Origin of the sequence: Pandoraea anhela, assembly GCF_902459655.1 — a bacterium.
Taxonomy (GTDB): domain Bacteria; phylum Pseudomonadota; class Gammaproteobacteria; order Burkholderiales; family Burkholderiaceae; genus Pandoraea; species Pandoraea anhela.
In genome coordinates this window covers 128,115-154,710 of the sequence record NZ_CABPSB010000013.1, presented here as the reverse complement: position 1 = coordinate 154,710, position 26,596 = coordinate 128,115, and the positions used below count along the sequence as shown (strand labels likewise).

Here is a 26,596-nt window from a genome sequence, read left to right as displayed (position 1 = left end):
TAGTGAAGGATAAGACGCCGGCGGCTCGCCTTCAGCGCGCCTTCGGATTGAGCGTGTAGGTGCCGGTCACGCTGGCGCTGCCCAGCACGTGCGGCTGGATGGCCGCCAGCACGTCGTTGCCGTCGAAGCGGCCGTCGAGCGGCACGCGGGCCACATCCAGCGCATACACGGTGAAATGATAGTGGTGGACGATCGTGTCGTTCCACGGCGGGCACGGGCCGTCATAGCCGTAGTAATCGCCCTTCATCGAGTCGTCGCCCGCGAACCAGGCGGTGTAGTCGTTCACCCCATGGCGCATGCCGTCGAGCGCATCCGGGCCGAACTTGCCACGCGGTGTGACGTGATTGCTGTGGCTCGCTGCCGGGATCTCGCTCGCAGACGCCGGCACATCGACGAGCACCCAGTGGAAAAAGTCGACGCGCGGCAGGTCCGCCGGCACCTCGCGGCCTTCCTTGTTGACGTCGTCGCCCCGGCTCGGCACGTCGCTATCGGTGCAGACGACGACGAACGAGCGCGTACCGGCGGGCACGTCGGACCAGGCGAGATGGGGGTTCTTGTTCTGCGACAGCGCGACGTGCGACTGTGCGTCCGGTTTGCCGAAGGCGAATTGCGCGTCGATCGCGGCGTTTTCGGCAAACGAGTCACTCCAGACTTTCATCAGATACTCCCAAGCTGTGAATGTGAGAATTCGTACCCGACGACGGTATCACACCACTGCGAATCGCGTGCGCTCAGCCATGGGCTTCAGGACGATTCCGAGCGATTTTCGGGATGACGAGAGATCGGGGGGAAGCCGTCGAGCCGCGCCACCGCGAAGCCTCGGTGTGCGGCCTCGGCCGCCGTCAACCGACGGCAGGCAGCGACGGCGGCGCCTTGCCTGCGCAGACCGACGCCGATATCGGTTCAATATCGGATCGACATCCCTCGGGCAGCAGGCGGACGCCGGGCGAATTCAGACCGCTTCGGGCTTCGTCTGCAACCAGAACGTCACCGGTCCGTCATTGACGAGCGAGACGCGCATATGCGCCCCGAACTCACCGGTTTGCACGATGGGATGACGCGCTCGCGCCTGCGTCACGAAGTGATCGAAGAGACGCTTGCCGTCTGCCGGACTGGCCGCGGGCGTGAAGCTCGGGCGCGTGCCGCTGTTGGTATCGGCGGCGAGCGTGAACTGCGAGACGAGGAGCAGAGCGCCGGCCGTGCCCGTGCCGTCGGTCTTGCCGTCGAGACTGGACACGCTGCGGTTCATCTTGCCCGCTTCGTCGGAAAACACGCGATAACCGAGCAGCTTCGTGAGCAGCTTGTCCGCACTTGCCTCGGTGTCGCCACGCTCGGCGCACACGAGGGCGAGCAGGCCCGGACCGATCGCGCCGACGGTGCGGCCATCGACCGTCACCGCCGCTTCGAGGACACGTTGAATGAGCGCAATCATCCCGTTCGTTCAGTCGATGCCGGCGCTCAGGCGAGCGTCACGCGGGCGAAGCGGCGCTTGCCCACTTGCACGACATAGGTACCGGCGTCGATCTTCGCCCCCTTGTCGGACACGACCTCGCCATCGATACGCACGCCACCCTGCTCGATGTTGCGGTTGGCTTCGGACGTCGAGGGCACGAGACCCGCCTGCTTGAGGAGTTGGGCAATGCCCAGCGGTGCGCCTTCGAGGGAAACTTCCGGAATATCGTCCGGCACGCCGCCCTTGGCGCGCGCGTTGAAGTCCTCGAGCGCGCGCTCGGCGTCCGCCTGCGAGTGAAAGCGCGCCACGATCTCCTGACCGAGCAGCACCTTCACGTCGCGCGGGTTACGGCCGCCTTCGACATCTTTGCGCAGTTGCGCAATCGCTTCGAGCGTGCGGAACGACAGCAGCTCGTAGTAGCGCCACATCAGGTCGTCCGAAATGCTCATCAGCTTGCCGAACATTTCGCTGGGCTTCTCGCTGATGCCGATGTAGTTGTTCTTGGACTTCGACATCTTCTCGACGCCGTCCAACCCTTCGAGCAGCGGCATCGTCAGAATGCACTGGGGCTCCTGGCCGTACTGCTTCTGCAATTCGCGGCCCACGAGCAGGTTGAACTTCTGGTCGGTGCCGCCGAGTTCGAGATCCGACTCCAGTGCGACCGAGTCGTAACCCTGCATCAGCGGGTAAAGGAATTCGTGGATGGCGATGGGCACGCCGCCCTGGAAACGCTTCGTGAAGTCTTCTCGCTCGAGCATGCGCGCCATGGTGTAGCGCGATGCGAGCTTGATCATGCCGTCCGCCCCCAGCTTCATCGACCATTCGCTGTTGTAGCGGATTTCGGTCTTCTCGCGGTCGAGCACCAGTGCGGCCTGTTCGAAGTAGGTCTTGGCGTTCGCCTCGATCTGCTCGCGGGTGAGCGGCGGACGCGTGCTGTTACGCCCCGACGGATCGCCGATCAGCGACGTGAAATCGCCGATCAGGAAAATGACGGTATGCCCCAGATCCTGCAACTGGCGCATCTTGTTGAGCACCACCGTGTGGCCGATGTGAATGTCGGGCGCGGTCGGATCGAGACCCAGTTTGATGCGCAGCGGCTTACCCGTCGCTTCGCTGCGAGCCAGCTTCTGCAGAAACTCTTCTTCGACGAGCAGTTCGTCGCAACCGCGCTTGGCAATGGCCAGGGCAGCGCGGGCGGCATCGGTCACGGGGTACTGCTTTTCCGAGGTGAGTGCGTGTTCACTTGTCATAACATCATTGTCCAGACGGCTTCAGGGGATTCCCTTATCCCGTCAGTAAAGGCGGAGGCAGCGGCGGGTCTGCTATAATTGCCGCTCAATTCTCGGCTCGGGCCGAAGCGGCGCCGGGTTGCCCCGGAAATTCCGGCAGGCAATCTCGAAGCGTGTCGCTCCGCCCGGGCTATTTTCGTAAGTTGCGCAGAATTTTACGTGATGTGGCCAAGACTCCGTGATTTTTTTGCGCGTGAACTGCTGACCCTGATCGATCCCACGCAGCCAAAGCACCGTCGCAGAAAGGTGCAAATCGTGGCGACGGTCGGTTCGGCCCTGACGTTGGGAATGGTGACCGCTTTCGGCGTGGCGCCGATGGTGCCGGATTCGGCACGTAACGGTGCGAGCGTGACGTTGCCGCTCACCTTCCCCGACCTGGCCAAACAGATCCAGCAGCTCGACGCGCACTCCCAGACCTTCATTCACCAAGTGGCGCTGCGGCGCGGCGAAACCCTCGGCGACATGCTCTCGCGGCTGTCGATACAGGATCCCGCTGCCGAGAAGTTCATTCGTGACAATGCCGTCGCCCGACGTCTGATCGGCGTACCCGCAGGGCAGGTCGTGCAGGCGGAAACCGACGATGACGGCAAGCTCGTCTCGCTCTCCACCGTGCTGTCCACGGGCAGCGCCGCTGCCCAGCAACTGGTGATCGAGCGTAACGACGCCGGCCGTCTGCATGCCCGTATGGAGCAGTTGGCGAACGACACCGAATGGGCCATGCGCTCCGGGGCAATTGCCGGCAACTTCTTCACCGCGATGGACGATGCGGGCGTGCCCGACGCCGTCGTCGCGCAGATGGTGAACATCTTCTCCGGCGTGATCAACTTCCAGCGCGACGTGCGCCGGGGCGATCGCTTCCGCCTCGTGTACGAAGTGGTCAAGCAGCAGGACCGCACTGTGCGTACCGGCCGGGTGCTCGCCATCGAGTTCATCAATCAGGGCAAGACGCATCAGGCCATCTGGTACGCCGATCCGCAGGGCTCGCCCGATGGCGCTTACTACGGCTTCGACGGTCGTAACCTGAAGCAGGCTTTCCTGCGCACGCCGGTCGAGTTTTCGCGTATTTCGTCGGCCTTCGGCGGCCGCGAACATCCGTTCCAGCGCCAGTGGAAAATGCACGAAGGCGTGGACCTGGCGGCCCCCATCGGCACGCGCGTGTTTGCGGCGGGCGACGGCGTGGTCTCGTTCGTCGGCACGCAGGGCGGTTACGGCAATCTGGTCAGGATCGAACATGCGGGCAATTACGAGACGCGCTACGCCCATCTCTCCGGCTTCGGTCCGGGCATGAAGGCCGGCACACGTGTCACGCAAGGTCAGGTCATCGGCTTCGTCGGCCAGACGGGCTGGGCCACGGGCCCGCACCTGCACTACGAACTGCGTTTCAAGGGCGTGCCCCGCAATCCGTTCGCGACGGATGTGGCCGCCGTCGCACCGTTGTCGGGCAATCGCCTGAAGCTGTTCGACATGTACGCCGAAAACCTGCTCAAGCGCATCGATCTGATGCGCACCGTGCAAGTCGCCGAGCGCGATTAAGGTATGCTGGAGGCCGCACTGCGCGGGATAGCGTGCGATTCACGCACACTCCCGCGCAGCGCAGATTCCCCCTCCGGCTCTTAGTACGATCGCGCTGCGCACATGACCGACGCCCGCCCTCCCCGCACTTCTCTCGCTTCCCCGGCTTCTCCGGCCTCCCCCTCGTCCGCTCACTTCATCGGCCTGATGTCCGGCACGAGTCTGGATGGCGTTGACGGCGTGCTCGTCGCGTCCGCCGACGGCCGCGTGCTCGCCGAGGCTTATCTGCCGTTCCCGAGCGACCTGCGTGAAACGCTGATGGCGCTACAAGCCCCGTCCGAAAACGAGTTGCATCGCGAAGCGCTCGCGGCGAATGCGTTGGCAGTTGTCTACGCGGCGTGCGTGCGCGATCTGCTCGCCGCCGCCGGGCTGTCGTCTGCCGACGTGACGGCGATCGGTGCGCATGGACAGACGATCCGTCATCGCCCGGGCGAATTCGACGGTGTGGGTTACACGCGCCAGCTCAACGCTCCCGCGCTGCTCGCCGAACTGACCGGCATCGATGTGGTGGCGGACCTTCGCAGTCGCGATGTGGCCGCCGGCGGGCAAGGTGCACCGCTCGTGCCGGCCTACCATCAGGCAATGTTTTCCGATGCCGGCGAGACACGCGTCGTATGCAACCTCGGTGGCATCAGCAACGTGACGATTCTGCCTGCCACGTCGTTAGGTCAGCCGGTGTACGGTTTCGATTGTGGGCCGGGCAATGCGCTGCTCGACGGCTGGGCCGCCCGCCACATCGGTCAATCGTATGACGACGGCGGCGCATGGGCCGCCACCGGCCGTGTCGACGACGCGCTGCTCGCCGCCCTGCTCGGTGAGCCCTATTTCCGCCAGACGCCGCCGAAAAGCACTGGCCGCGACCTGTTCCACGCTGCGTGGCTCGACGCGCATCTGGCCGCTTTCCCAACGATTTCGCCGGCAGACGTGCAGGCCACCCTCGTCGCGCTCACGGCGCAGTGCGTCGCCCACGATGTTCTGCGTTACGCCCCGGACTGCCGGGCCTTCTATGCGTGTGGCGGTGGCACCCGCAATCGCACGCTCATGCAAGCTATTGCGGCCCGCCTGCCGGGCGTGAGAGTGGCGACGACCGACGCGCTGGGCATTGCACCGCATCAGGTGGAGGCGCGTGCCTTTGCATGGCTCGCCGAGCGTTGCGTGGCACGACAGCCGGGCAATCTGCCCTCCGTCACCGGTGCCAAGGGGCCTCGCATTCTGGGCGCAATCTATCCGCGTTGAACGACAGATCCGTGCCCCCGCGGCACGGAAGGCGCCAAGCTGTCATGGCGACGTTGGCGCAACGCGCAAGCGTGGGAACGTCGACGCGGGACAAAAATGGAAAAGATGAAAAGGAAAAGAAGAAAGGACCCTTCCGGGTCCTTTCTCTTACCGCGATCCGGCTGACTTCGCGTCGCTCAGACCGAGAACGAGGAACCGCAACCACAGGTGGTGGTTGCGTTCGGGTTCTTGATCACGAACTGTGCGCCGTTGATGTCTTCCTTGTAGTCGATCTCGGCGCCGACGAGGTATTGATAGCTCATCGAGTCGATCAGCAGCGACACGCCGTTCTTGTCGAGCACGGTATCGTCTTCGTTGACGTCCTCATCGAAGGTGAAACCATACTGGAAGCCCGAGCAACCGCCACCCTGCACGAAAACGCGCAGTTTCAGGTCGGGATTGCCTTCTTCGTCGATCAGTTGCTTGACCTTGTCCGCAGCGCTGTCGGTAAAGACCAGGAATGCGGGCATTTCCGTGACGGCGTCCTCAAGCAGTGCGCTCATCGCAAATCTCCATAAATCGGTTTGGTGTCATTCTAGCCCTATTCCTAAAATCGTGCCGATGGCCGAAAAATCAAGGACTTAGTGACGATAAATACCGTTACGGCAGTACGGGAATATGGGTCAGGCCCATATTCTCCGGCAAGCCGAACATCAGATTCATACATTGCACGCCCTGGCCGGATGCGCCCTTGACCAGATTGTCTTCCACCACGAGGATGACCAGCGTGTCTTCGTTGTTCGGACGATGCACGGCCATGCGCACATAGTTCGACGCGCGCACCCAGCGCGTTTCCGGCATCGAGCCTGCCGGCAGCACGTCCACGAACGGCTCGCCCGCGTAATACGTTTCGAACAGCGCCTGAAAATCGGTATCGCGCGCTTCGGGCAGGATCGTCGCGTACAGCGTCGAATGAATGCCGCGAATCGTCGGCAGCAAATGCGGCACAAACGTCAGACCCACGTCGTAACCGGCAATGGCTTCCAGACCCTGTTTGATTTCCGGATGGTGGCGATGGCCCTTCACGCCGTACGCCTTGAAGTTGTCCGCCGTCTCCGCGAGGATCAGCGACGTCTCGCCCTTGCGACCGGCGCCGCTCGCGCCCGACTTGGCGTCGGCGATCAAATGCTTCGGATCGACCAGCTTACGACCACCGGCGAACAGTGGCGCATAGCCCAGTTGCACGGACGTCGGGTAGCAACCCGGCAAACCGATCACGCGCGCGCTCTTGATCTTGTCGCGATTGATTTCGGGCAGGCCGTACACGGCTTCTTCGAGAATATCCGGGCAGGCGTGCGGCATGCCGTACCACTTCTCGAACGTGGCCGTGTCCTTCAGACGAAAGTCCGCCGCCAGATCGATCACGCGCACACCAGCGGCCAGCAATTCGCGGGCCTGCGCCATCGCCACGCCATGCGGGGTCGCAAAGAACACCACATCGCAATCGGTGAGACGAGCGTCGTCGGGCGTGCAGAACGCCAGGTCGACACGGCCGCGAAGGTTCGGATACATATCGGCGACCGGCGTACCCGCTTCCTTGCGCGAGGTAATTGCCGTCAACTTCACTTCGGGATGCTGCGCCAGCAAACGAAGCAGCTCCACACCGGTATAGCCGGTGCCGCCTACGATACCTACCTTGACCATGTCCTACCCCTTTCAATCGGAACCGCGATTCTATCAAGCTTCAACGACACTTGTGGGACGGTGACGCGGAAGAACGCCTTACGCACACAAGCGTTTTCACGGCAACCCAAAATGAAAAAAGGCCGCGCGAGGCGGCCTTTTCTGCATCCACCGAAGTGGATGTCCACAAGCACTCGGGCGATTAACGCTTCGAGAATTGCTTGCGACGGCGGGCTTTGTGGAAGCCAACCTTCTTACGTTCGACTTCACGGGCATCGCGCGTCACGAAGCCAGCGTTCGACAGCGACGGCTTGAGCGTCGCATCGTAGTCGATCAGTGCGCGGGTGATGCCGTGGCGAACCGCACCGGCCTGACCCGTTTCACCGCCGCCCGACACGTTGACCTTGATGTCGAACGTTTCGGCGTGGTTGGTCAGCTCGAGCGGCTGACGAACGATCATCAGCGACGTTTCACGAGCAAAGTACTCTTTGATCGGCTTGCCATTGACGATGATGTCGCCCTTGCCAGCCTTGATGAACACACGAGCGACAGCGCTCTTGCGACGGCCGGTGCCGTAATTCCAATCGTTTTTGTACATGGCGTGGCCCTTAGATCTCGAGCGACTTCGGTTGCTGCGCTTCGTGCGGATGATTGCCGTCGGCGTAAACCTTCAGCTTCTTGATCATCGCATAGCCCAGCGGACCCTTCGGCAGCATGCCCTTGACCGCCTTCTCGAGCGCGCGGCCCGGGAAACGCTCTTGCATCTTGCCAAACGTGGTTTCGTAGATACCGCCCGGGTAACCCGTGTGACGGTAGTACTTCTTGTCAGTTTGCTTTGCGCCCGTGACTTTCAGCTTGGCAGCATTGACGATGATGATGTAGTCACCAGTATCAACGTGCGGCGTGAATTCAGGCTTGTGCTTGCCGCGCAGACGGCGTGCCACTTCGCTGGCGACACGGCCGAGGACTTTGTCCGTCGCGTCAATCACAAACCATTCGCGCGTCACCTCTGCCGGCTTAGCGGAAAACGTCTTCATGATCGATCCAAATAAAATGCGTTTGCCCCATTAACACCAACTTCCTGCTTGTCTGCCGGCCGCGTCCTGGCGACTCGAGGTCACATGGCGCAGTCCTGTGCTTGCAGGCTCTCCCTGATGCTTTTTCCGTGGGCATTTCCGGAAAAGCCTTTGATTATACAGAAAAATCGCCCCTCCGGTAAACGGCGTTTCCGGCGGCACAAAAAAAAACCCGAACCTCAATGGGTCCGGGTTAAATCCACCAAAGGAGGAGGGTGGAGGAGACACTTGCAGCGTTGCTGTGAAGCACAACAACCAATGACTGCAGTGTAGCAAACGGATTGCTGCAACGCAAGAAAATTTATAGTGCGAAATCAAGCACCACGATATGAAATGACTGAAAATTGAGCGATATCAGTTAAATACCTTAAAAATCAATACTTTGCCGCTTAAAATCCTTTGAGATTCGTCAGCACTTTCGAGCCGACAACCTCAATGTAGGGTTTATCCCGCTCAAAACCCGATCAAAAAAAGCCAATATTGCGATGCAGCAACCTGGTGCGTAAATTGCGAGCACGCAGGTTCGCGGCGGCATCGTACGCAGGTTCGCGGAAGCCGCTACAATTTTCGCTTGAATGGGATATCGGGGTTTCAACATATGGAATGCAAGGTTAGCTGGATGGGCCCGGGCGGCATGTCCTTCGTCGCACAGACAGGCAGCGGACACATTGTCGCGATGGATGGTGCCCCGGAAGGCGGCGGCAACAACCTGGCGCCACGTCCGATGGAGATGGTGCTGGTCGGCACGGGGGGGTGCACCGCGTATGACGTGGTGATGATCCTTAAGAAGAGCCGTGCCGACGTCAAGGATTGCAGCGTCACGCTCAAGGCGGAGCGCGCCAGCGAAGATCCGAAGGTCTTTACCAAGATTCACTTTCACTTCACCGTGACGGGCCGCAATCTGAACCCGAGCGCCGTGGAACGTGCGGTGAACCTGTCGCACGACAAATACTGCTCGGCATCGATCATGCTCGCCAAGACGGCGGAGCTCACGCACAGCGTCGAAATCGTCGAAGGCTGAGCGGCCATCGCTCAGCGCGGCGACGCCAGAAAGACAAAAGGCTCCCGGGAGGGAGCCTTTTGTTTCTTGTTGGGATGCAGAGCCGGCCGATAAGCCGGATTCTGTGAACGCGACTCGCGCCGCGCCTGACAATCATTCCTCTAGGCGACACATCACTGCGCCGCTCAAGCTTCCTACCCGCAGGCTCCCGGGGGCCCCGTTGCCGGCAGCGCACGAGGCGCATGCCGCTCACCTGCCTATTTGGAATTGCTCCGGGTGGAGGTTACCGTGCCGTGTGCGTTGCCGCACGCCGCGGTGCGCTCTTACCGCACCGTTTCACCCTTACCTGATCCCCTGACTTGCGCCAGAGGCCATCGGCGGTCTGTTCTCTGTTGCCCTGTTCCGCGTCTCGCGACGGATGGCCGTTAGCCATCACCCTGCCCTATGGAGTCCGGACTTTCCTCCCCCTCCCCGAAAGGAGGCGGCGATTGTCTGGCCGACTCTGCGGGCCGAAGTGTATCACGGGCCCTTCTCCCTGGACGTCGAGGTTCCCGGACCATCCTTGCTGCCCATGCCTGGAAGGACGTCGTTCTTCCGTGCGTATGTCCGCGTATGTCCGCGTATGTCCGCACATGGCATCGCTCGCTCAGCCGGCTCGGCGCTTTTCCCGTCGCCCCGGCCGGAAGACCGATTCGTCACGATAGAACGACGGATCTTCGTTCTCAGGCCACCAGCCCGGAATACCCAGCACCGGCAACGGCGCGAAGTCCCGCGTCGTCAGCGTTGCCGCCGCCAGCGTCGGCGCGATCCGCGCGTCCAGCCAGGCGCGGCGCGCTTCGGGTGGCAAGCCGAAATAGGCCGCGGGAACGTCGACGATCCATGCGTGAGATGTCACCGAATTATAGGGGGCGACAAGCTTTTCCAGTAGCGCGTGCCCGAATGGCTGAACCTCGCAGGCGTGCCCCCACTCGGCGCGGCGTGCCAGGAACAGCGTCTGCCAGTCGAACGCCCGCAGCGCGGCCCCGAGCGAGGGATCGCTGCATGCGAAGAGCACGGCGTTCTCGTCGAACAGCGTGGCTGCGTCGCGCCACGGGTGGCGCGCACGCCGTCGGCGGCAATCGCAGCGGCCTGACGCGCATTGAGCGCCGCCTTGCCGCGCGGATAGGTCAGCCAGATCAGTGCATTGAAAAAATCGTGGAGGTTGCGCCGCGTCGGCACCCTGCCGGTCGCCGCAATGAACGCCTCGTAGGCCGTTTCTGCGGGCAGTTCCTCCTGCGCCACGAAGCACAGCGCACGACCCTGGCCACTCACCAGCGCGGCCTGCACGGCCTGTGCGGAGAGTGCTTGACGCCAGTCCTCACACGCCAGTGCCGCTTGGCCGCGAGCCGCGACCGCCGACCACCACGGCGCCTGCCAGTCGATGTCCACGAAATCGAATGCCGGCGTGGTACGCGATACCGGCGTCTCCGTTGTTTGAACGATCATTTGCGGCTTCGAATGCATCATCGGTCGACGCTTCCACTGCGATTTCCGGACCGCCGCCGACGGCAACGCCGCCAGCGCTATCGGCCTTCCCGTTGCTTCGTCCGAAGACCGGGACGAAGCAAACCCGCGGGCAGCCGACCGCGTCCGGCGGTACTGCCTCAGCCCTTGAGCTTCCAGCCCATCACTTCACCGGCGCGCAGCGGCACCACGGTGGTGTCGCCCATCGGCAGTTCGGCCGGCAGTTCCCAGTCCTCGCGAACCAGCGTGACCTTGTCGGTGTTACGCGGCAGTTCATAGAAGTCCGGGCCGTAGAAGCTGGCGAACGCTTCGAACTTGTCGAGCGCGCCGGCCTTGTCGAACGCTTCCGCGTACAGTTCCACGGCATGCAACGCCGTGTAGCAACCGGCGCATCCGCAAGCGGCTTCCTTCACGCCGCGCGCGTGCGGGGCGCTGTCGGTGCCGAGGAAGAAGCGCGGGCTGCCCGACGTCGCGGCCTTCACGAGCGCTTCGCGATGGGTCTCGCGCTTGAGCACCGGCAGGCAATAGTAATGCGGACGAATCCCGCCGGTGAAGATCGCGTTACGGTTGTAGAGCAGGTGATGCGGCGTAATCGTGGCGGCAATGGGGCCTTCGGCCTGGGCGACGTACTCGGCGGCATCCCTTGTCGTGATGTGCTCGAACACGACCTTCAACGCCGGAAAATCGCGGCGCAACGGCGTCATCACCTGGTCGATGAACACTTTTTCACGATCGAAGAGGTCGATGTCGGCGCTCGTCACTTCACCGTGTACGAGCAGCGGCATGCCGACCTCCTGCATCGCCTCGAGCGCACTGCGGCACTTGGCCAGGTCGGTCACGCCCGCATCGGAGTTCGTCGTTGCCCCGGCCGGATACAGCTTCACGCCGTGAACGAAACCCGACGCCTTCGCGCGGCGAATCTCCTCGGCCGGCGTATTGTCGGTCAAGTACAGCGTCATGAGCGGCTCGAACGTATTGCCGGCCGGGCGCGCCGCGAGAATGCGCTCGCGATACGCTGCCGCGTGTTCGGTCGTGGTGACCGGCGGCTTGAGGTTCGGCATGATGATTGCCCGGCCAAACTGGCGGGCGCTGTCGGGCAGCACGCTCCTGAGCACGGCGCCATCGCGCACGTGCAAGTGCCAGTCATCGGGACGGGTGATAGTCAGTTCGGTGGTCATGGGCGTTTTCCGGGGGCTGGGGGACGGCTCGCCCATGCGACCGCGGGTGCGAAGTGCGAAGTGCGAAGTCATGACGCGTCGACGCTACGGAGTGCCTGGGCGGGAATGTACGTGCACAGAGGCCGGTGCTATGCTTCTGTAACCCCATATTGTAACGGCTGCGGCGCTCAGACACGACGTGCGCAGCCCATCTTCGATTTGCCCGTCCCATGTGCCAGCTGCTCGCAATGAATTGCGCGGAACCGACCGACATCACGTTCTCATTTACCGGTTTCGCGGCGCGTGGGGGCGGAACGGATCACCATGCGGACGGCTGGGGCATCGCGTTTTTCGAGGACAAGGCTTGCCGTCTCTTCATCGACCATCAGGCCGCAGCCAACTCACCGATCGCCGAATTGGTGAAGAAATACCCGATCAAATCCAAAAACGTCATCGCGCACATCCGCAAAGCCACGCAAGGCATCGTTGAACTGGAGAACTGCCACCCGTTTCAACGCGAGTTGTGGGGGCGTCACTGGATCTTCGCCCATAACGGCGATCTGCACGATTACGACCCGTTCCTCTCCGGCGTCTACCAACCGGTCGGTACGACGGACAGCGAACGCGCCTTCTGCGACATCATGCAAGGCCTGCGCAAGCGCTTCCCCGGCTCGCAACCTCCGCTGGACGAACTCTTCCACGCGGTGGAAGACATTACGCGCACGATCACGCGACACGGCGTGTTCAATTTCGTGCTCTCCAACGGTCAGGCACTGATTGCCCACTGCTCCACGCGTCTGCACTTCATCGCACGCCAGTGGCCGTTCACCAAGGCGCATCTGATCGACGCCGATTGGGAAATTGACTTCGCCAAGTTCACCACGCCCGCCGATCGCGTCGCGGTGATCGCCACGGCACCGCTCACCGATAACGAAGTCTGGACGACATTCGAGCCGGGCGAACTGATCCTCTTCGAGAAGGGCGCGCCGACGCTGCGTACCGTGGTGCCGATTCCGGAGGCCGTGCGCCTGCGCAACGCGCAGAACACCGCCTGCCAGTAACGCGGGCGACATCCATAAAAAAAGCGTGCCCGAAGGCACGCTTTTTTTGTTCCGGCGCCGAACGCGATCAGTGCAGGATCTTGGCCAGGAAGTCCTTGGCGCGATCCGACTTCGGATTGGCGAAGAACTCGTCCTTCTGATCGTCTTCGACGATGATGCCCTGATCCATGAAGATCACGCGATTGGCGACCTTCTTGGCGAAGCCCATTTCGTGCGTGACCACCATCATGGTCATGCCTTCCTGCGCCAGTTCGACCATCACGTCGAGCACTTCATTGATCATTTCCGGGTCGAGTGCCGAGGTCGGTTCGTCGAACAGCATGGCGATCGGGTCCATGCACAGGGCACGGGCGATGGCCACACGCTGTTGCTGACCGCCCGAGAGCTGGCCCGGGAACTTGTGAGCATGCGCCTTCAGGCCCACGCGCTCGAGCAGCTTCAGGCCCTTGTCGCGCGCGGCTTCCTTGCTGCGACCGAGCACCTTGACCTGCGCGAGCGTCAGGTTTTCGGTGATCGACAGATGCGGGAAGAGTTCGAAGTGCTGGAACACCATGCCCACGCGCGAGCGGAGCTTGGCCAGGTTCGTCTTCGGGTCCGCCACCGAGGTGCCATCGACGATGATCTCGCCTTGCTGGATCGGCTCCAGGCCGTTGACGGTCTTGATGAGCGTGGATTTGCCCGAGCCCGACGGGCCGCACACCACCACGACTTCACCCTTCTTGACTTCAGTGGAACAGTCCGTGAGCACCTGGAACTGGCCGTACCACTTGGAGACGTTTTTCAGGGTAATCATTTCGCCAACCTCTTTTGAAGACGTTTAACCAACATCGAAACGGTGAAGCAGATCACAAAGTAGACCGCTCCGGCAAACACAATCATGGCAGGCAGCGAGCCGTCACGCTGACCGACCGAGTACGCCATGCCGAAGAAGTCGGACAAGGCGATCGCGTACACGAGCGAGGTATCCTGGAACAGAATGATGCCCTGCGTGAGCAGCAACGGCACCATGTTGCGGAACGCCTGCGGCAGCACCACGAGGCCCATCGCCTGCCAGTACGACATGCCGAGCGCGAACGCGGCCGACATCTGACCCCGCGATACGCTCTGGATACCGGCGCGGATAATTTCCGAATAATACGCCGCTTCGAACAGCGAGAAGGCCACGAGCGCCGAGACCATCCGGATGTCCCACGTCGGCGGCACGTCCAGCAGCGAACGCAACACCTGCGGCACGATCAGGAAGAACCACAGCAGCACCATCAGCAGCGGAATCGAACGGAACACGTTCACATACAGATCCGCGAACCACTTCAGCGGCGCCACGCCCGACAGACGCATCATCGCGAGCAACGTGCCCCAGACGATGCCGACGACCACGGCCAGCGCCGTGATCTGCAACGTCGTGACCATGCCCTTGACGAGCAGCGGCATTGCCTCGACGGCGCTGCCCCATGCGAAGATCTCAAGCATTATTTGCCCCCGATGTAGCCCGGCAGGCGGGTCTTGGCTTCGATGAAGCGCATGAGCACCAGCACCGCGATATTGATGACCATGTACGTGACCGTCACAGCGATGAACGACTCGTAGCTATGCGCCGTGTAATCGATCAGCTGTTTGCCCTGGCCCGTCAATTCCAGCAAGTTCACGGTCGAGATCACGGCCGAGTTCTTGAAGATGTTGACGAATTCCGACGTGATCGGCGGGATCACGACACGGAAGGCCACCGGCAGCAACACGAAACGATAGGTCTGCGGGAGCGTGAGGCCCATCGCCAGACCGGCGTTCTTCTGTCCCTTGGGCAGCGAATTAATACCGGAGCGCACCTGTTCGCACACGCGGGCCGCCGTAAAAAGGCCGAGGCCGACCACACCGGTGAGCAGCGAAACGCTCGACGGATTGAGCGAGAACAGCCACTGACGAACCCCTTCCGGCAGGAAGTCGGGCGCCACGTAGTACCAGAAGAACAACTGCACCAGCAGCGGGATGTTCCGGAACAACTCGACGTAGGCCGTCGCAAATCCGGAAATCCATTTGTTCGGAACGGTGCGCATCACGCCGAGCACGGAGCCGACCACGAGCGCAATGATCCAGCCGCCGAGGCCGACTTCAAGCGTGAGCTTGAGACCGGAGAGCAACCACCCGAAGTAGGTGGTGTTCTCGCCCGTCGACACCGGCTGAAAGAAAAAACTGAAATCGAGACCGAGAGCCATGATCTCCCCTCTTCTGCTTGCCTTACTTAAAAAGAAGCGGAAGGATCGACTCCTTCCGCTTCGGCATTACCTGCTGACTCCGCTTAGCGACTCGTGAAGCCTTGCGGGCTTACTTGGCGCCATGCACGTCTGCGCTGTCGTTCGGTGACTTCCACAGTGCGGCCATTTCAGGCGACGGCGGGAAATCCATGTTCGGCGTGCCCGAGAGAGCCGCGATCGGCTGCTGGAACCACTTGGCGTAGTCCTTCTGAGCCTGCCCCGACTTCTGGTAATCGGCGATGGCCTTGTCGACCACCTTCTTGAAGGCCGGATCGTCCTTGCGCATCATGCAACCATAGGCTTCGTACGACTGCGCCTTGCCGACGATGTTGTAGTCCTTGGCATTCTTGTACTTGGCACGCTCGCCCGCGAGGAGCGCATCGTCCATCATGAACGCGACAGCACGGCCGCTGCTCAGCGTAAGCGCCGCTTCGCCGTGGTCCTTGGCGCTGGTGATGTTCATGCCCATGTTGTTCTCCTGATTCATCTTGCGCAGGAGAATTTCGGAGGTCGTGCCTGCCGTGGTCACAACGTTCTTGCCCTTCAGGTCGGCGAAATCCTTGATACCGCTATCGTTCTTCGCCAGCAAACGCGTGCCGATGATGAAGAACGTGTTCGAGAATGCAGCCTGCTTCTGGCGATCGGCGTTGTTCGTGGTCGAACCGCACTCGATATCGATCGTGCCGTTCTGAACCAGCGGAATGCGGTTCTGCGACGTGATCGGGATCTGCTTGACGTCCAGCTTCGTCAGCTTCAGTTCTTTCTTGACTTCTGCAACGATTGCCTGCGCAACATCGTTGGCATAGCCGACGACGTTGTGGTTGTTGTCATAAAACGAGAACGGGATCGACGATTCACGGTGTCCCAGCGTAATGACGCCCGTATCCTTGATCTTCTTGAGAGTACCTGATTCCTGAGCTTGAGCAGCACCTGCCATCAAGCCGACACAGCACATCGCCAACGCAATTTTCGAGAGGGTCATTCCTTGGTCTCCTTGGCACAAAACGAAGGCATTTTAGCACTGCCTTTGCCCGTTTTTTTATTCTGGAATGTTCGGAACGAACGTCTTTTTTGACGCAACTCGCTCCGAACATTCTGTTTTACGCACTAATCCGTATTACTACTTAGCGTTGCGCAGCCCCCGATCAGGGGTACAGACCGCGCATTTCACGGGCTTGCAGGATACGGGTGCACGCCACGATGAATGCCGCTGTACGCAGGGAAACCTGATGTTCCTGCGCCACATGCCATACGCCGTCGAACGCCTCGCGCATGATGCGTTCCAGACGATGGTTGATCTCTTCCTCGGTCCAGAAAAAGCTCGAGAAGTCCTGCACCCATTCGAAGTAGGAGACCGTCACGCCGCCAGCGTTGGCCACCACGTCCGGCACCACGAGAATGTTCTTGCTACGCAGAATATCGTCCGCAGCCGTCGTGGTCGGGCCGTTCGCGCCCTCCACCACGACCTTCGCACGAATCTTGTCGGCGTTTTTCTCGGTAATCTGGTTTTCCAGTGCGGCCGGAATCAGGAATTCGCAGTCGAGCGACCAGAATTCTTCGTCCTTAATGGTCTCGGCTGCCGGGAAACCGCCCACACCGCCGGTCTCGCCCACGTGCTTGAGCAGATTCGGCACGTCGAGGCCGTCCGACTTGTAAATCGTACCGGTGTGATCTTGCACGCCGATGACATGCGCGCCGGCTTCATGGAACAGACGGGCGGCGATACCGCCCACGTTACCGAAGCCCTGCACGATCACGCGCGCGCCGCGCACATCCATGCCCAGACGGCGGGCGGCTTCGCAGCTCACCACGAACACGCCGCGGCCGGTCGCCTCGCGACGGCCCAGCGAGCCGCCCAGCGAGATCGGCTTGCCGGTCACGACGCCGGTGGCGGTGGACCCCTCGTTCATCGAGTAGGTGTCCATCATCCACGCCATGATCTGCTCATTGGTGTTGACGTCCGGTGCCGGAATGTCCTTCGTCGGCCCGATGATGATGTTGATTTCGCTGGTGTAACGACGCGTCAGGCGTTCGAGTTCGCCGCGCGAGAGCTTGCGCGGGTCGACACGGATACCCCCCTTGGCGCCGCCGTAAGGCACGTTCACCGCAGCGTTCTTGACCGACATCCAGGCCGACAGGGCCATCACTTCGGACAACGTGACGTCCTGATGAAAACGCACACCGCCCTTGCCGGGGCCGCGCGACGTGTTGTGCTGGACGCGATAGCCCTCGAAGTGGGCAATGGTGCCGTTGTCGAGTTCGATCGGGCAGTCGACGACGAGGATACGCTTCGGGCGCTTGAGGGTTTCGACCCAGCGCGAAAGTGTCCCCAGGTAGGGAGTGACACGGTCGACCTGTTGGAGGTAGTTACCCCACGGACCGAGGTGCTCGGCGTCGAGGTAAGAAGGCAAGGCATGTGACGTTTGAGACATCGTTGGATTCTCCGGCTTCAATCTGTACCGCAGGCACACACCGCGCCGGCGACACGAATGGCTCGCACTTTACAAAGAACCTCAAACAACAATCCAATGCCGAATAAACATGCATCTATGCAATTCCTGCATAGTTATGCCACCGCCTTCTTTTTGTCGTTATGTCAGGCAATACGCCGTGATCGCCATGCAAAGCCGCCATCCCCGCAGGGGGCGGGAGGCCGCATGGCCGGCGAAGCCCCTCCCGGATATCCGGTCTATTGAAACCGCGTGCCTGACGACGGCCACCGAAAGACGCAGTGCGGGGTACACGCTGACTTAACGCATCGAACTGACGCCCCGCGCGCTTTGTCCTGACGGCGTGCTTACCCTCTGACCTGATCCCGCACGGCCTGCCAGAACGCCTCGACGACATCGCGCTTGGTGCGCTCGCGCCGGTTGCTGGCGTCCGTGTGGGCGAGCCGGTCGCGATACAGGCGAATCTCCATGTCCAGATGCCACGGCGCCGACGCCTTGCCCGGCGGCGCCAGATCGATCAGTTCTGCGCGCGCCACCGAGTCGACCACCGCGCTTTCCGGCAGAAACGCCACACCGTGTCCGGCGAGCACCATCGCTTTGAGCGCTTCGGCCATGTCCGTCTCGTAGACTTTGTCCAGATGCGGCCGGCTCGCGGCATCGCCCGTGAGCAGATCGGCCATGCGTCCGAGGTAGGCGTTGGACGTATAAGCCAGATACGGCACCGGCGCTTCGGCCGTGCCCGGCAGCTTGAAGCGCGCGCGCTTTTGCGTCGTGGGCGCGCTGTAGGGACTGAATCGCTCACTGCCGAGCACCATCATTTCGTAACGCGCCGCGTCGAGCTGAAGCGGCTGGCTCGGATGGTAGTAACACATCAGCAGATCGCAGCCGCCGTCGGTGAGCGACATCGCCGCGTCGTGCACGTTGAGCGCACGCAACCGGCTACGCAGCAGCCCGAGCCGCTTCTCCAGCAGCTTGAGCCAGCGCGGGAAGAACGTCATCGACAGCGTATGCGGCACGGCGAAGTCGATCACCGAGTGATCGGCCGAGCGCTGTTCGCGCAGCAGCGCGCGCGCTTCCTGCGCCTGCGCGAGCAAGGCCAGCGCCTGCTCGTAGAACACCTCGCCGGCGGGCGTCAGACGGGTGGGGTAACTGGAACGGTCGATCAACTCGCTGCCGAGCCACCCTTCGAGCGACTGGATGCGTCGCGAAAACGCCGGCTGCGTCACATGACGCAATTCGGCCGAGCGGCTGAAACTGTTCGTCTTGGCGAGCGACACGAAGTCTTCAAGCCATTTGATTTCCATGCGGTGCTCCCGCGCAGGCGATAGGCGATAGGCAATGTCAGCGCGCTAGTCTACTCAATCGCGGGCCGGGACGACAGGCCCACGCCCGTCATCCGGCGAGCGCCGACGCGCCACCGGCCCCGTGTGCCGGGGCGCGTCGCTCAGGACACCACCGTGGCGAAGTGCGATGCCTCGGCATCCCCCTCACCGCCACGACGCTGCTGCTGCAACGCCCACATCTGCGCGTAAAGCCCCTCGGCGCGCAGCAACTGGTCGTGCGTACCGCGCTCGACGATGCGCCCCTTGTCGAGCACGATGATCTGCGCCGCATGGACCACCGTCGAGAGACGGTGCGCGATCACGAGCGTGGTGCGCTCATGGGCGATGTTGCGCAACTCCGTCTGAATCGCCTGCTCCGAGCGCGAGTCGAGCGCCGACGTCGCTTCGTCGAAAATCAGAATGTGCGGATTCTTGAGGATCGTGCGTGCAATCGCCACTCGTTGCTTTTCGCCCCCCGAGAGCTTGAGCCCGCGTTCGCCGACCATCGATTCATAGCCCGCCGGCAGGCTCTCGATGAAGTCGTGGATATGGGCGGCGCGCGCTGCGGCAATCACCTGGTCGCGCGATGCCGACGGATTGCCATACGCGATGTTGTAGTAAATCGTGTCGTTGAACAGTACCGTGTCTTGCGGGACGATGCCGATGGCCGCGCGCAGCGAATCCTGCGTGACGTCGCGAAGGTCCTGCCCGTCGATGCAGATGCGACCGCCGTCGAGCCCGGGGAAACCAACGTCGTAAAAGCGAAACAGCAGGCGAGAGAGCGTCGATTTGCCCGAGCCGCTGTGCCCCACGACCGCCGTGGTCGTGCCGGCGGCAATCGTGAAATCGACGTCATGCAGAATCTGGCGCGAGGGCTCATAGCCGAAATTCACATGCGCGAAGCGCACGGTCCCGCCGTTGCACACCAGGGGCTGCGCGCCGGGGGGATCGGCGACTTCGCGGTTGACGTCGAGCAGCGTGAACATGCGATCCATGTCCGTCATCGCCTGCTTGAGTTCGCGATAGATCACGCCAAGAAAGTTCAGCGGAATGTACAACTGCAACATGAACGTGTTGACGAGCACCAGATCGCCGAGCGTCATGCGCCCGCTCATCACGCCCTGTGTGGCGTGCCACAGAATCAGGATCAGCCCCCCTGCGATGATGAACTGCTGGCCGAAGTTCAGCACCGAGAGCGAGTTCTGCGAGCGAATCGCCGCCGCGCGGTAACGCTTGAGGTTTTCGTCGTAACGCTGTGTCTCGAACGCCTCGTTGCCGAAGTACTTCACCGTCTCGTAGTTGATGAGCGAATCGATGGCGCGCGCGTTGGCCTTCGAATCGAGTTCATTCATCGTGCGACGAAAATGCGTGCGCCACTCCGTCACCTTCACCGTGAAGACAATGTAGAACGCAAGCGCCACGAGCGTGACGATGGCGTAAAACGCGTCGTAACGCACGACGAAGAAGCCCAGCACCAGCCCGACTTCGATAAGCGTGGGCAGAATGCTGTAGAGCGAGTACGAGATCATCGACTGGATGCCTCGTGTGCCGCGCTCGATATCGCGGCTCATCCCGCCCGTCTGGCGCTCCAGATGAAAACGCAGCGACAGCGCGTGCAAGTGGCGGAAGACCTTGAGCGCGATCTGACGCACGGCGCTTTCCGTCACTTTCGAGAACAGGATTTCGCGCAACTCGGTGAAGAGCGACGTCGACAGGCGCACCAGCCCGTAGGCGATCACCAGCAGCCCGAGGCCGCCGACGACGATCAGGCTGGGGTCGTTCGTAGCGCGCGCCGTGGCCGAGAGCGAGGCGACGGGGCCGAGCGCGTCGACGATATGCTTCATGATGACCGGCACGCCGAGATTCGCGACCTTCGCCAGAATCAGGCAAGTGAGCGCCAGCGTGACGCGCCCGCGGAATTCCAGCAGATACGGGATCAGGGATTTGATGACCTGCCAGTCGCCACGGGGCGCTCTGGTCGCATTGGGGCCATTGGGGCCATTGGGGCCATTGGGGCTATTGGGCCCGCTGGAAGCCGCCGGCGCGGGCTCGGCCGGAGTGGAACGTCTCATGATGGGGGTGTGGCGGCGTCCGGCTCGAATGAGGGCTTTCCGCTAGAATCGTTGAAGGCGTATTTTCGCAGAACCCGGCGCCGACTGCTGAGCCTCCCACAAAGCCGCCGCGTCAGGCGTCGGGAACCCCGCAGAACTCGCCGGACGGTCTTCCCGCTCTACCAAGGATCCTCATGAGTCCCTCGACCCCCACCCTCACGGCCCTGCCCGAAGAAAAAGAACTGGCGTTGCGCGTGATGCCGATGCCCGCCGACGCGAACGCCCACGGCGACGTATTCGGCGGCTGGATCATGTCGCAGGTGGACATCGCCGGCTCGATTCCGGCCGCCCAACGCGCCAACGGCCGTGTCGCGACCATCGCCGTCAACTCGTTCCTGTTCAAGGAACCGGTGTTCGTCGGCGATCTGCTGAGCTTCTACGCCACGATCGTGAAGACAGGCAATACGTCGATTACCGTCTACGTCGAGGCGTACGCACAACGCATGCGCCTGTCGCACGAGATCGTCAAGGTCACGGAAGCGATGGTCACTTATGTGGCGACGGACGAAGACCGCCGCCCGCGCCAGTTGCCCAAGCTCGACGTGGCCGGCTAACTCCTCTCTAAGTCCTCCCTAAGTCCTCCCTAAGTCCACCTGAGTCCATCTAGGTCCACCTAAGCCCATCTAAGTCCACCTAAGCGCACCCGAGCGTCCCCCAGCGTCCCCAACGCCCCGAGCACACACGAGCGCACCAGGACGCACACCGACGCCCCCCGGCAACGCGCCACGCCGCAAAAAAACGCCGCCGCCTCGCGAGTCGAGGCGTGCGGCGTTTTGCGTGCGTGCGGGTGAGAACTATCAGGAAAACTGGCTGAAATCCGGTTTTCGTTTCTCGAAGAACGCCGTGAACGCTTCACGCGCCTCCGGCGAGAGCAGACGTTTGGCGAACTCCACGCCCTCCTCGCCGATGCGCGCCTGCACGTCGCGCGCGCCGTCTGCCTTCATCAACTGTTTGGTCACGCGCAACGACCCGGCCGGCATGGCCGCCAGTTGCGCGGCACGCTTCGCCGCATACGCGAACAGCTCGGCGGCCGGCAGCACGCGGTTGACGAACCCCATGGCGACCGCTTCGTTCGCATCGAACGGCTCGCCGAAGAGCAGCTTTTCGGCGGCGCGCTGATAGCCCGCCACACGCGGCAGCAGCCAGCTGGACGCGGCCTCCGGGCACAGCGCGAGTTGCGAGAATGGCAGCGAAAAACGTGCCGAGTCGGCGGCGTAGACCACATCGCAATGCAACAGCATCGTCGTGCCCACCCCCACCGCATTGCCCGCCACGGCAGCCACGATCGGTTTGCTCGCCTGGCTGATCGCGCGCAGGAACTGGAACACGGGTGCGCTCTCGTCCTTCGGCGGGTTCTTCAGGAAGTCTTCGAGGTCGTTGCCGGCCGAGAAGGCTTCGGGCTGCCCCTGAATCAGGATCACGCGCAGCGATGCGTCTGCCTCGGCGTCGTTGATGCCATCGGCGAGCGCCTGATACATGTCGGCGGTGATCGCGTTTTTCTTGTGAGCGCGGTTGAAGGCCAGCACCTGTACGGCGCCCTGACGCTGTACCAATACGTCTTCCATCGTTTGTGTCTCCTCGGTATCGAGGCCGCGCGGCGCGAATGCGCGCGATCGGCCGGTTCGACGACAGCATGACCGAATCAAATGACAACGCCGGGGCCAGCCACGCATTCGCGAAACCGCACCCCGGCGTCCTGAGCCGTCGGCTATCGTCGTGTCGAAGCGGCGCGTGGACGGTGTCCGCGAGGGAAGCACCGACGACCCGCCGCCCGCCCGTCTTACATGCGTTCGATGATGCCCGCAGCACCCATGCCGGTGCCCACGCACATCGTCACCATCCCGTACTTCAGGTTGTGACGGCGCAGCGCGTGCACCACGGTTGCCGCACGAATCGCACCGGTGGCGCCCAACGGGTGGCCGAGCGCGATCGCACCGCCCATCGGGTTGACCTTGCTGGTGTCCAGATCCAGATCCTTGATGACGGCGAGCGCCTGTGCGGCGAACGCTTCGTTCAACTCGATCCAGTCCATGTCCTGCTGCTTCAACCCTGCGGCACGCAGCGCCGCCGGAATCGCTTCCTTCGGGCCGATACCCATGATCTCGGGCGGCACACCGCGCACGGCGAACGACACGAAACGCGCCAGCGGTGTGAGATTGAACTGCTTGAGGATCTTCTCGCTCACGACCAGCAGCGCACCGGCGCCGTCCGACGTCTGCGAGCTGTTCCCCGCCGTCACCGAGCCCTTGTTCGCGAACACGGGACGCAGCTTCGCGAGCCCTTCGATCGACGTATCGGGACGCGGACCTTCGTCGAGTGAGAGCGTACGCGTCTTGACCGAGACTTCACCCGTCGCCAGATTCGGAAAGCGCTCGACGATCTCGATCGGCGTGATCTCGTTCGTGAACTCACCGGCCTGCTGGGCCTTGATCGCCTTCTGGTGCGAAGCCAGCGCGAACGCGTCCTGCGCGTCGCGCGTCACCCCCCACTGCTGCGCGACCTTCTCGGCGGTGAGCCCCATGCCGTAAGCGATCCCCACGTTCTCGTCGCGCTCGAAAATCGACGGCGAGAGCGACGGCGTGTTGCCCATCATCGGCACCATGCTCATGCTTTCGATGCCACCGGCGATCATCGCGTCGGCTTCGCCCACACGAATGCGGTCGGCGGCCATCGCCAGCGCGGTCAGACCCGAGGCGCAGAAACGGTTGACGGTGACGCCGCCAACGGTATTCGGCAGTCCGGAGAGCAGCGCACCGATACGGGCGACGTTCAGCCCCTGCTGGGCTTCGGGAATCGCACAGCCGATGATCGCGTCTTCGATGACCTTCGGATCGAGATCGGGCACCTGAGCGAGCGTGCTCTTGAGGATGGTCGCGAGCAGATCGTCCGGACGCGTGTTCTTGTAGCTGCCCTTGGGCGCCTTGCCGATCGGCGCACGCGTGGCGGCAACGATGTAGGCGTCTTGCAATTGTTTGCTCATGTCAGTCTCCGATCGGCTTAGTTGCGCACCGGCTTGCCGGTTTGCAGCATGCCCATGATGCGTTCCTGGGTCTTCGACGTGCCCAGCAGTTCGATGAAGGCGCGACGCTCGAGTGTGAGCAGCCATTCTTCGTTCACGAGGCTGCCCGCCTCCACGTCGCCGCCGCACACGGCTTCAGCGATGCGCGTGGCGATCAGGAAGTCGTGCGCCGAGATGAAGTTGCCGTCGCGCATGTTCACGAGCGATGCCTTGATCGTCGACACGCCCGAGCGGCCGGCGACCGGAATGCCGGCCGGCTTGAGCGGCGGACGGTAGCCGGCGAGCGAGAGCGCACGCGCCTCGTTGCGAGCGACCGACAGCAGTTCGTGCACGTTGTAGACGATGGTGTCCGACGGCTTCAGATACCCCATGTCACGTGCGTCGATCGCCGAGGCCGAGACCTTCGCCATCGCGGCGTTGGTGAACGACTTCGTCACGAACTGGAGGTACTGAACGCTACCCGCAGCCGTCGCCGCTTCGGCGGCGCGGATCGCGGCTTCCTTCAGGCCGCCGCCGCCCGGCACGAGGCCGACGCCGACTTCCACGAGACCGATATAGCTCTCCAGCGCAGCGACACGCTTGGCGCTATGCAGCAGCAGTTCGCAGCCGCCGCCCAACGCAATGCCCGACACCGCAGAGACGACCGGGACCTGCGCGTACTTCACACGCATCATGCCGTCCTGGAATTTCTTGATGAACGGCTCGATCCCCTTCGCACCGCCCATCATGAAGGCGGGCATGGCCGCTTCCAGGTCGGCACCTGCGGAGAACGGACCGCCCGGCGCGCCCAGTTTGAGCGACGTCGGTTGCCACACGACGACCCCACGATACTGCTGCTCGGCCAGATCAATGGCGCGGGTCAGCCCGTCGATGACGTCCGGCCCGATGGTGTTCATCTTCGTCTTGAACGAGACGATCAGCACATCGTCCTGCCCCGGGGTCTCGTCGACCCACAGGCGCACGGCATCGTTCTCTTCGATGGTCTTGCCGAATTTGCGCGGATCGGCGCTGGCGTCGCCCACGAGCGATGCCGGGAACACCTGGCGCTGGTACACCGGCAGCTGGCTGCGCGGCACGAACGCGTCCCTGGCGGGGCTGTAGGATCCCTCGGCGGTATGCACGCCGCCGGCCTCGGCTACCTTGCCGCTCATCACCCACTTGGGCAGCGGCGTGCTCGACAGGGCCTTGCCCGCGTCGATATCTTCCTGCACCCACTGCGCGATGTCCTTCCAGCCGGCGGCCTGCCAGTCTTCGAACGGGCCCGTCGTCCAGCCGAAGCCCCAGCGAATCGCGAAATCGACTTCGCGGGCATTGTCGGCGATCTGTTCGAGATACACGCCGATGTAATGGAAGACGTCGCGGAACACGGCCCACAGGAACTGCGCCTGCGGATGGGTCGATTCGCGCAACAGACGCAACCGCTCGGCCGGCGCCTTCTTCAGAATGCGCACAATCATGTCGTCGGCTTTCTTGCCCGACTCGACGTACTCGCCCGATTGCGGGTCGAGCACCTTGATGACCTTGCCTTCCTTCTTGTAGAAACCGGCGCCCGTCTTCTGCCCCAGCGCGCCTCTCTCCACCAGTGCCTTGAGCACGGGCGGCGTCGCGTACGTCGGCGCGAACGGATCGTCCTTCAGACCGTCCTGCATCGTCTTGATGACGTGCGCCATCGTGTCCAGCCCGACCACATCGGCGGTGCGGAACGTGGCCGACTTGGCGCGCCCCAGCTTGCTGCCCGTCAGGTCGTCCACGACGTCGAACGCAATGCCGTACTTCTGCGCCTCGGCGAACACCGCCAGAATCGAGAAGACGCCGACACGGTTGGCGATGAAGTTCGGCGTGTCCTTCGCACGCACGACACCCTTGCCGAGCGTAGACGTGAGGAACGTTTCCAGTTGATCGAGAATCGCCGGCTCGGTGGTCGCGGTCGGAATCAGCTCGACCAGATGCATGTAGCGCGGCGGATTGAAGAAGTGCACGCCGCAGAAGCGAGACTTCAGGTCGGCGTCGAAGCCTTCCGAGAGTTCGGTGATCGGCAGGCCCGACGTGTTCGACGCGAAAATCGCATGCTTGGCCAGATGCGGCGAGACCTTCTTGTACAGATCGTGCTTCCAGTCCATACGCTCGGCGATGGCTTCGATCACGATGTCGCAGCCGGCGAGCTTCTCGAGGTCGTCCTCATAGTTCGCCGCCTCGATGTACTGCGCGTCGGCCTTGTCGGCGAACGGCGCGGGGCTCAGCTTCTTCAGACCGTCGATGGCGCGCGTGACGACGCCGTTCTTCGGGCCTTCCTTGGCCGGCAGATCGAACAGCACGACAGGCACTTTCGCGTTGACGAGGTGCGCGGCGATCTGCGCGCCCATCACGCCGGCGCCAAGCACGGCGACCTTGCGTACGACCAGGGGTTTGTTGGTTTGGCTCACGGTGATCTCCTCC

The 26,596-nt window shown here is 62.6% G+C and carries 23 protein-coding genes, 1 other RNA gene and 1 pseudogene; 5 read left to right on the top strand and 20 right to left on the bottom strand.

The window, feature by feature from the left end; genetic code table 11:
- Positions 1-31: 31 nt before the first annotated feature.
- The 3 genes from PAN31108_RS17680 to tyrS form a co-directional block, all read right to left on the bottom strand.
- On the bottom strand, positions 32-658 hold the full coding sequence (locus PAN31108_RS17680) for a YbhB/YbcL family Raf kinase inhibitor-like protein (RefSeq protein WP_150670128.1): 627 nt from the start codon (positions 656-658) through the stop codon (positions 32-34).
- Between the two features lie 294 nt (positions 659-952).
- Positions 953-1,432 carry a D-aminoacyl-tRNA deacylase gene (dtd, locus tag PAN31108_RS17675; RefSeq protein ID WP_150670127.1) on the bottom strand — a complete coding sequence of 160 codons (480 nt, stop codon included), beginning with the start codon at positions 1,430-1,432 and terminating at the stop codon, positions 953-955.
- Between the two features lie 26 nt (positions 1,433-1,458).
- A complete protein-coding gene (tyrS, locus tag PAN31108_RS17670; protein WP_150670126.1) occupies positions 1,459-2,703 on the bottom strand; it encodes a tyrosine--tRNA ligase in 1,245 nt (414 codons plus the stop codon).
- Positions 2,704-2,904: 201 nt separating this feature from the next.
- Between tyrS and PAN31108_RS17665 the strand changes: the two genes are divergently transcribed.
- The gene (locus tag PAN31108_RS17665; RefSeq protein ID WP_150670125.1) at positions 2,905-4,275 is read left to right on the top strand and encodes a M23 family metallopeptidase; all 1,371 of its coding nucleotides are present in this window, start codon (positions 2,905-2,907) and stop codon (positions 4,273-4,275) included.
- A gap of 102 nt (positions 4,276-4,377) precedes the next feature.
- Positions 4,378-5,550, top strand: coding sequence for an anhydro-N-acetylmuramic acid kinase (locus PAN31108_RS17660; RefSeq protein WP_150670124.1), 1,173 nt, complete (start codon positions 4,378-4,380; stop codon positions 5,548-5,550).
- Positions 5,551-5,726: 176 nt separating this feature from the next.
- Here PAN31108_RS17660 and erpA read toward each other — a convergent pair whose 3' ends face one another.
- From erpA to rplM, 4 genes are all read right to left on the bottom strand, one after another.
- Positions 5,727-6,092, bottom strand: coding sequence for an iron-sulfur cluster insertion protein ErpA (erpA, locus tag PAN31108_RS17655; protein ID WP_044454229.1), 366 nt, complete (start codon positions 6,090-6,092; stop codon positions 5,727-5,729).
- A gap of 97 nt (positions 6,093-6,189) precedes the next feature.
- The gene (argC, locus tag PAN31108_RS17650; RefSeq protein ID WP_150670123.1) at positions 6,190-7,233 is read right to left on the bottom strand and encodes an N-acetyl-gamma-glutamyl-phosphate reductase; all 1,044 of its coding nucleotides are present in this window, start codon (positions 7,231-7,233) and stop codon (positions 6,190-6,192) included.
- Between the two features lie 181 nt (positions 7,234-7,414).
- Positions 7,415-7,810: a 30S ribosomal protein S9 gene (gene rpsI / locus PAN31108_RS17645; protein ID WP_069340027.1), complete on the bottom strand. Its 396-nt coding sequence runs from the start codon at positions 7,808-7,810 to the stop codon at positions 7,415-7,417.
- Positions 7,811-7,820: 10 nt separating this feature from the next.
- Positions 7,821-8,249 carry a 50S ribosomal protein L13 gene (gene rplM / locus PAN31108_RS17640; RefSeq protein ID WP_010805091.1) on the bottom strand — a complete coding sequence of 143 codons (429 nt, stop codon included), beginning with the start codon at positions 8,247-8,249 and terminating at the stop codon, positions 7,821-7,823.
- Positions 8,250-8,886: 637 nt separating this feature from the next.
- On the opposite strand from rplM, the gene PAN31108_RS17635 reads away from it, so the two are divergent.
- Positions 8,887-9,309, top strand: coding sequence for an OsmC family protein (locus tag PAN31108_RS17635; RefSeq protein WP_150670122.1), 423 nt, complete (start codon positions 8,887-8,889; stop codon positions 9,307-9,309).
- A 74-nt stretch (positions 9,310-9,383) separates the two neighbouring features.
- On the opposite strand, the gene rnpB is transcribed toward PAN31108_RS17635, so the two are convergent.
- From rnpB to pyrC, 3 genes and pseudogenes are all read right to left on the bottom strand, one after another.
- Positions 9,384-9,792: RNase P RNA component class A (gene rnpB / locus PAN31108_RS17630), an RNA gene on the bottom strand.
- A gap of 142 nt (positions 9,793-9,934) precedes the next feature.
- Positions 9,935-10,773: pseudogene (locus PAN31108_RS17625) on the bottom strand (DUF3025 domain-containing protein).
- Between the two features lie 158 nt (positions 10,774-10,931).
- Positions 10,932-11,969, bottom strand: coding sequence for a dihydroorotase (gene pyrC / locus PAN31108_RS17620; protein ID WP_150670121.1), 1,038 nt, complete (start codon positions 11,967-11,969; stop codon positions 10,932-10,934).
- Between the two features lie 209 nt (positions 11,970-12,178).
- On the opposite strand from pyrC, the gene PAN31108_RS17615 reads away from it, so the two are divergent.
- A complete protein-coding gene (locus PAN31108_RS17615) occupies positions 12,179-13,009 on the top strand; it encodes a class II glutamine amidotransferase (protein ID WP_039396153.1) in 831 nt (276 codons plus the stop codon).
- Between the two features lie 67 nt (positions 13,010-13,076).
- On the opposite strand, the gene PAN31108_RS17610 is transcribed toward PAN31108_RS17615, so the two are convergent.
- The 7 genes from PAN31108_RS17610 to PAN31108_RS17580 form a co-directional block, all read right to left on the bottom strand.
- The gene (locus tag PAN31108_RS17610; RefSeq protein WP_039396149.1) at positions 13,077-13,802 is read right to left on the bottom strand and encodes an amino acid ABC transporter ATP-binding protein; all 726 of its coding nucleotides are present in this window, start codon (positions 13,800-13,802) and stop codon (positions 13,077-13,079) included.
- Positions 13,799-14,479 carry a glutamate/aspartate ABC transporter permease GltK gene (gene gltK, locus PAN31108_RS17605; RefSeq protein ID WP_150670120.1) on the bottom strand — a complete coding sequence of 227 codons (681 nt, stop codon included), beginning with the start codon at positions 14,477-14,479 and terminating at the stop codon, positions 13,799-13,801. The genes PAN31108_RS17610 and gltK overlap by 4 nt, the downstream gene beginning before the upstream one ends.
- Positions 14,479-15,219, bottom strand: coding sequence for an amino acid ABC transporter permease (locus PAN31108_RS17600; RefSeq protein ID WP_150670119.1), 741 nt, complete (start codon positions 15,217-15,219; stop codon positions 14,479-14,481). The genes gltK and PAN31108_RS17600 overlap by 1 nt, the downstream gene beginning before the upstream one ends.
- 109 nt (positions 15,220-15,328) lie before the next feature.
- Entirely contained in the window at positions 15,329-16,240 is a 912-nt protein-coding gene (locus PAN31108_RS17595) for a glutamate/aspartate ABC transporter substrate-binding protein (protein ID WP_150670118.1), read from the bottom strand.
- A gap of 163 nt (positions 16,241-16,403) precedes the next feature.
- The gene (locus tag PAN31108_RS17590; protein ID WP_150670117.1) at positions 16,404-17,690 is read right to left on the bottom strand and encodes a Glu/Leu/Phe/Val family dehydrogenase; all 1,287 of its coding nucleotides are present in this window, start codon (positions 17,688-17,690) and stop codon (positions 16,404-16,406) included.
- Positions 17,691-18,055: 365 nt separating this feature from the next.
- On the bottom strand, positions 18,056-19,012 hold the full coding sequence (locus tag PAN31108_RS17585) for a LysR family transcriptional regulator (protein ID WP_150670116.1): 957 nt from the start codon (positions 19,010-19,012) through the stop codon (positions 18,056-18,058).
- Positions 19,013-19,152: 140 nt separating this feature from the next.
- Positions 19,153-21,102, bottom strand: a complete 1,950-nt coding sequence (locus tag PAN31108_RS17580) for an ABCB family ABC transporter ATP-binding protein/permease (protein ID WP_150670115.1) — start codon at positions 21,100-21,102, stop codon at positions 19,153-19,155.
- A 173-nt stretch (positions 21,103-21,275) separates the two neighbouring features.
- Between PAN31108_RS17580 and PAN31108_RS17575 the strand changes: the two genes are divergently transcribed.
- Positions 21,276-21,695 carry an acyl-CoA thioesterase gene (locus PAN31108_RS17575; RefSeq protein ID WP_150670114.1) on the top strand — a complete coding sequence of 140 codons (420 nt, stop codon included), beginning with the start codon at positions 21,276-21,278 and terminating at the stop codon, positions 21,693-21,695.
- A gap of 243 nt (positions 21,696-21,938) precedes the next feature.
- On the opposite strand, the gene PAN31108_RS17570 is transcribed toward PAN31108_RS17575, so the two are convergent.
- The 3 genes from PAN31108_RS17570 to PAN31108_RS17560 form a co-directional block, all read right to left on the bottom strand.
- Positions 21,939-22,706: an enoyl-CoA hydratase gene (locus PAN31108_RS17570; protein WP_150670113.1), complete on the bottom strand. Its 768-nt coding sequence runs from the start codon at positions 22,704-22,706 to the stop codon at positions 21,939-21,941.
- 215 nt (positions 22,707-22,921) lie between these two features.
- On the bottom strand, positions 22,922-24,121 hold the full coding sequence (locus tag PAN31108_RS17565) for an acetyl-CoA C-acyltransferase (RefSeq protein ID WP_150670112.1): 1,200 nt from the start codon (positions 24,119-24,121) through the stop codon (positions 22,922-22,924).
- A 17-nt stretch (positions 24,122-24,138) separates the two neighbouring features.
- On the bottom strand, positions 24,139-26,583 hold the full coding sequence (locus PAN31108_RS17560; protein ID WP_150670111.1) for a 3-hydroxyacyl-CoA dehydrogenase/enoyl-CoA hydratase family protein: 2,445 nt from the start codon (positions 26,581-26,583) through the stop codon (positions 24,139-24,141).
- Between the last annotated feature and the right edge of the window lie 13 nt (positions 26,584-26,596).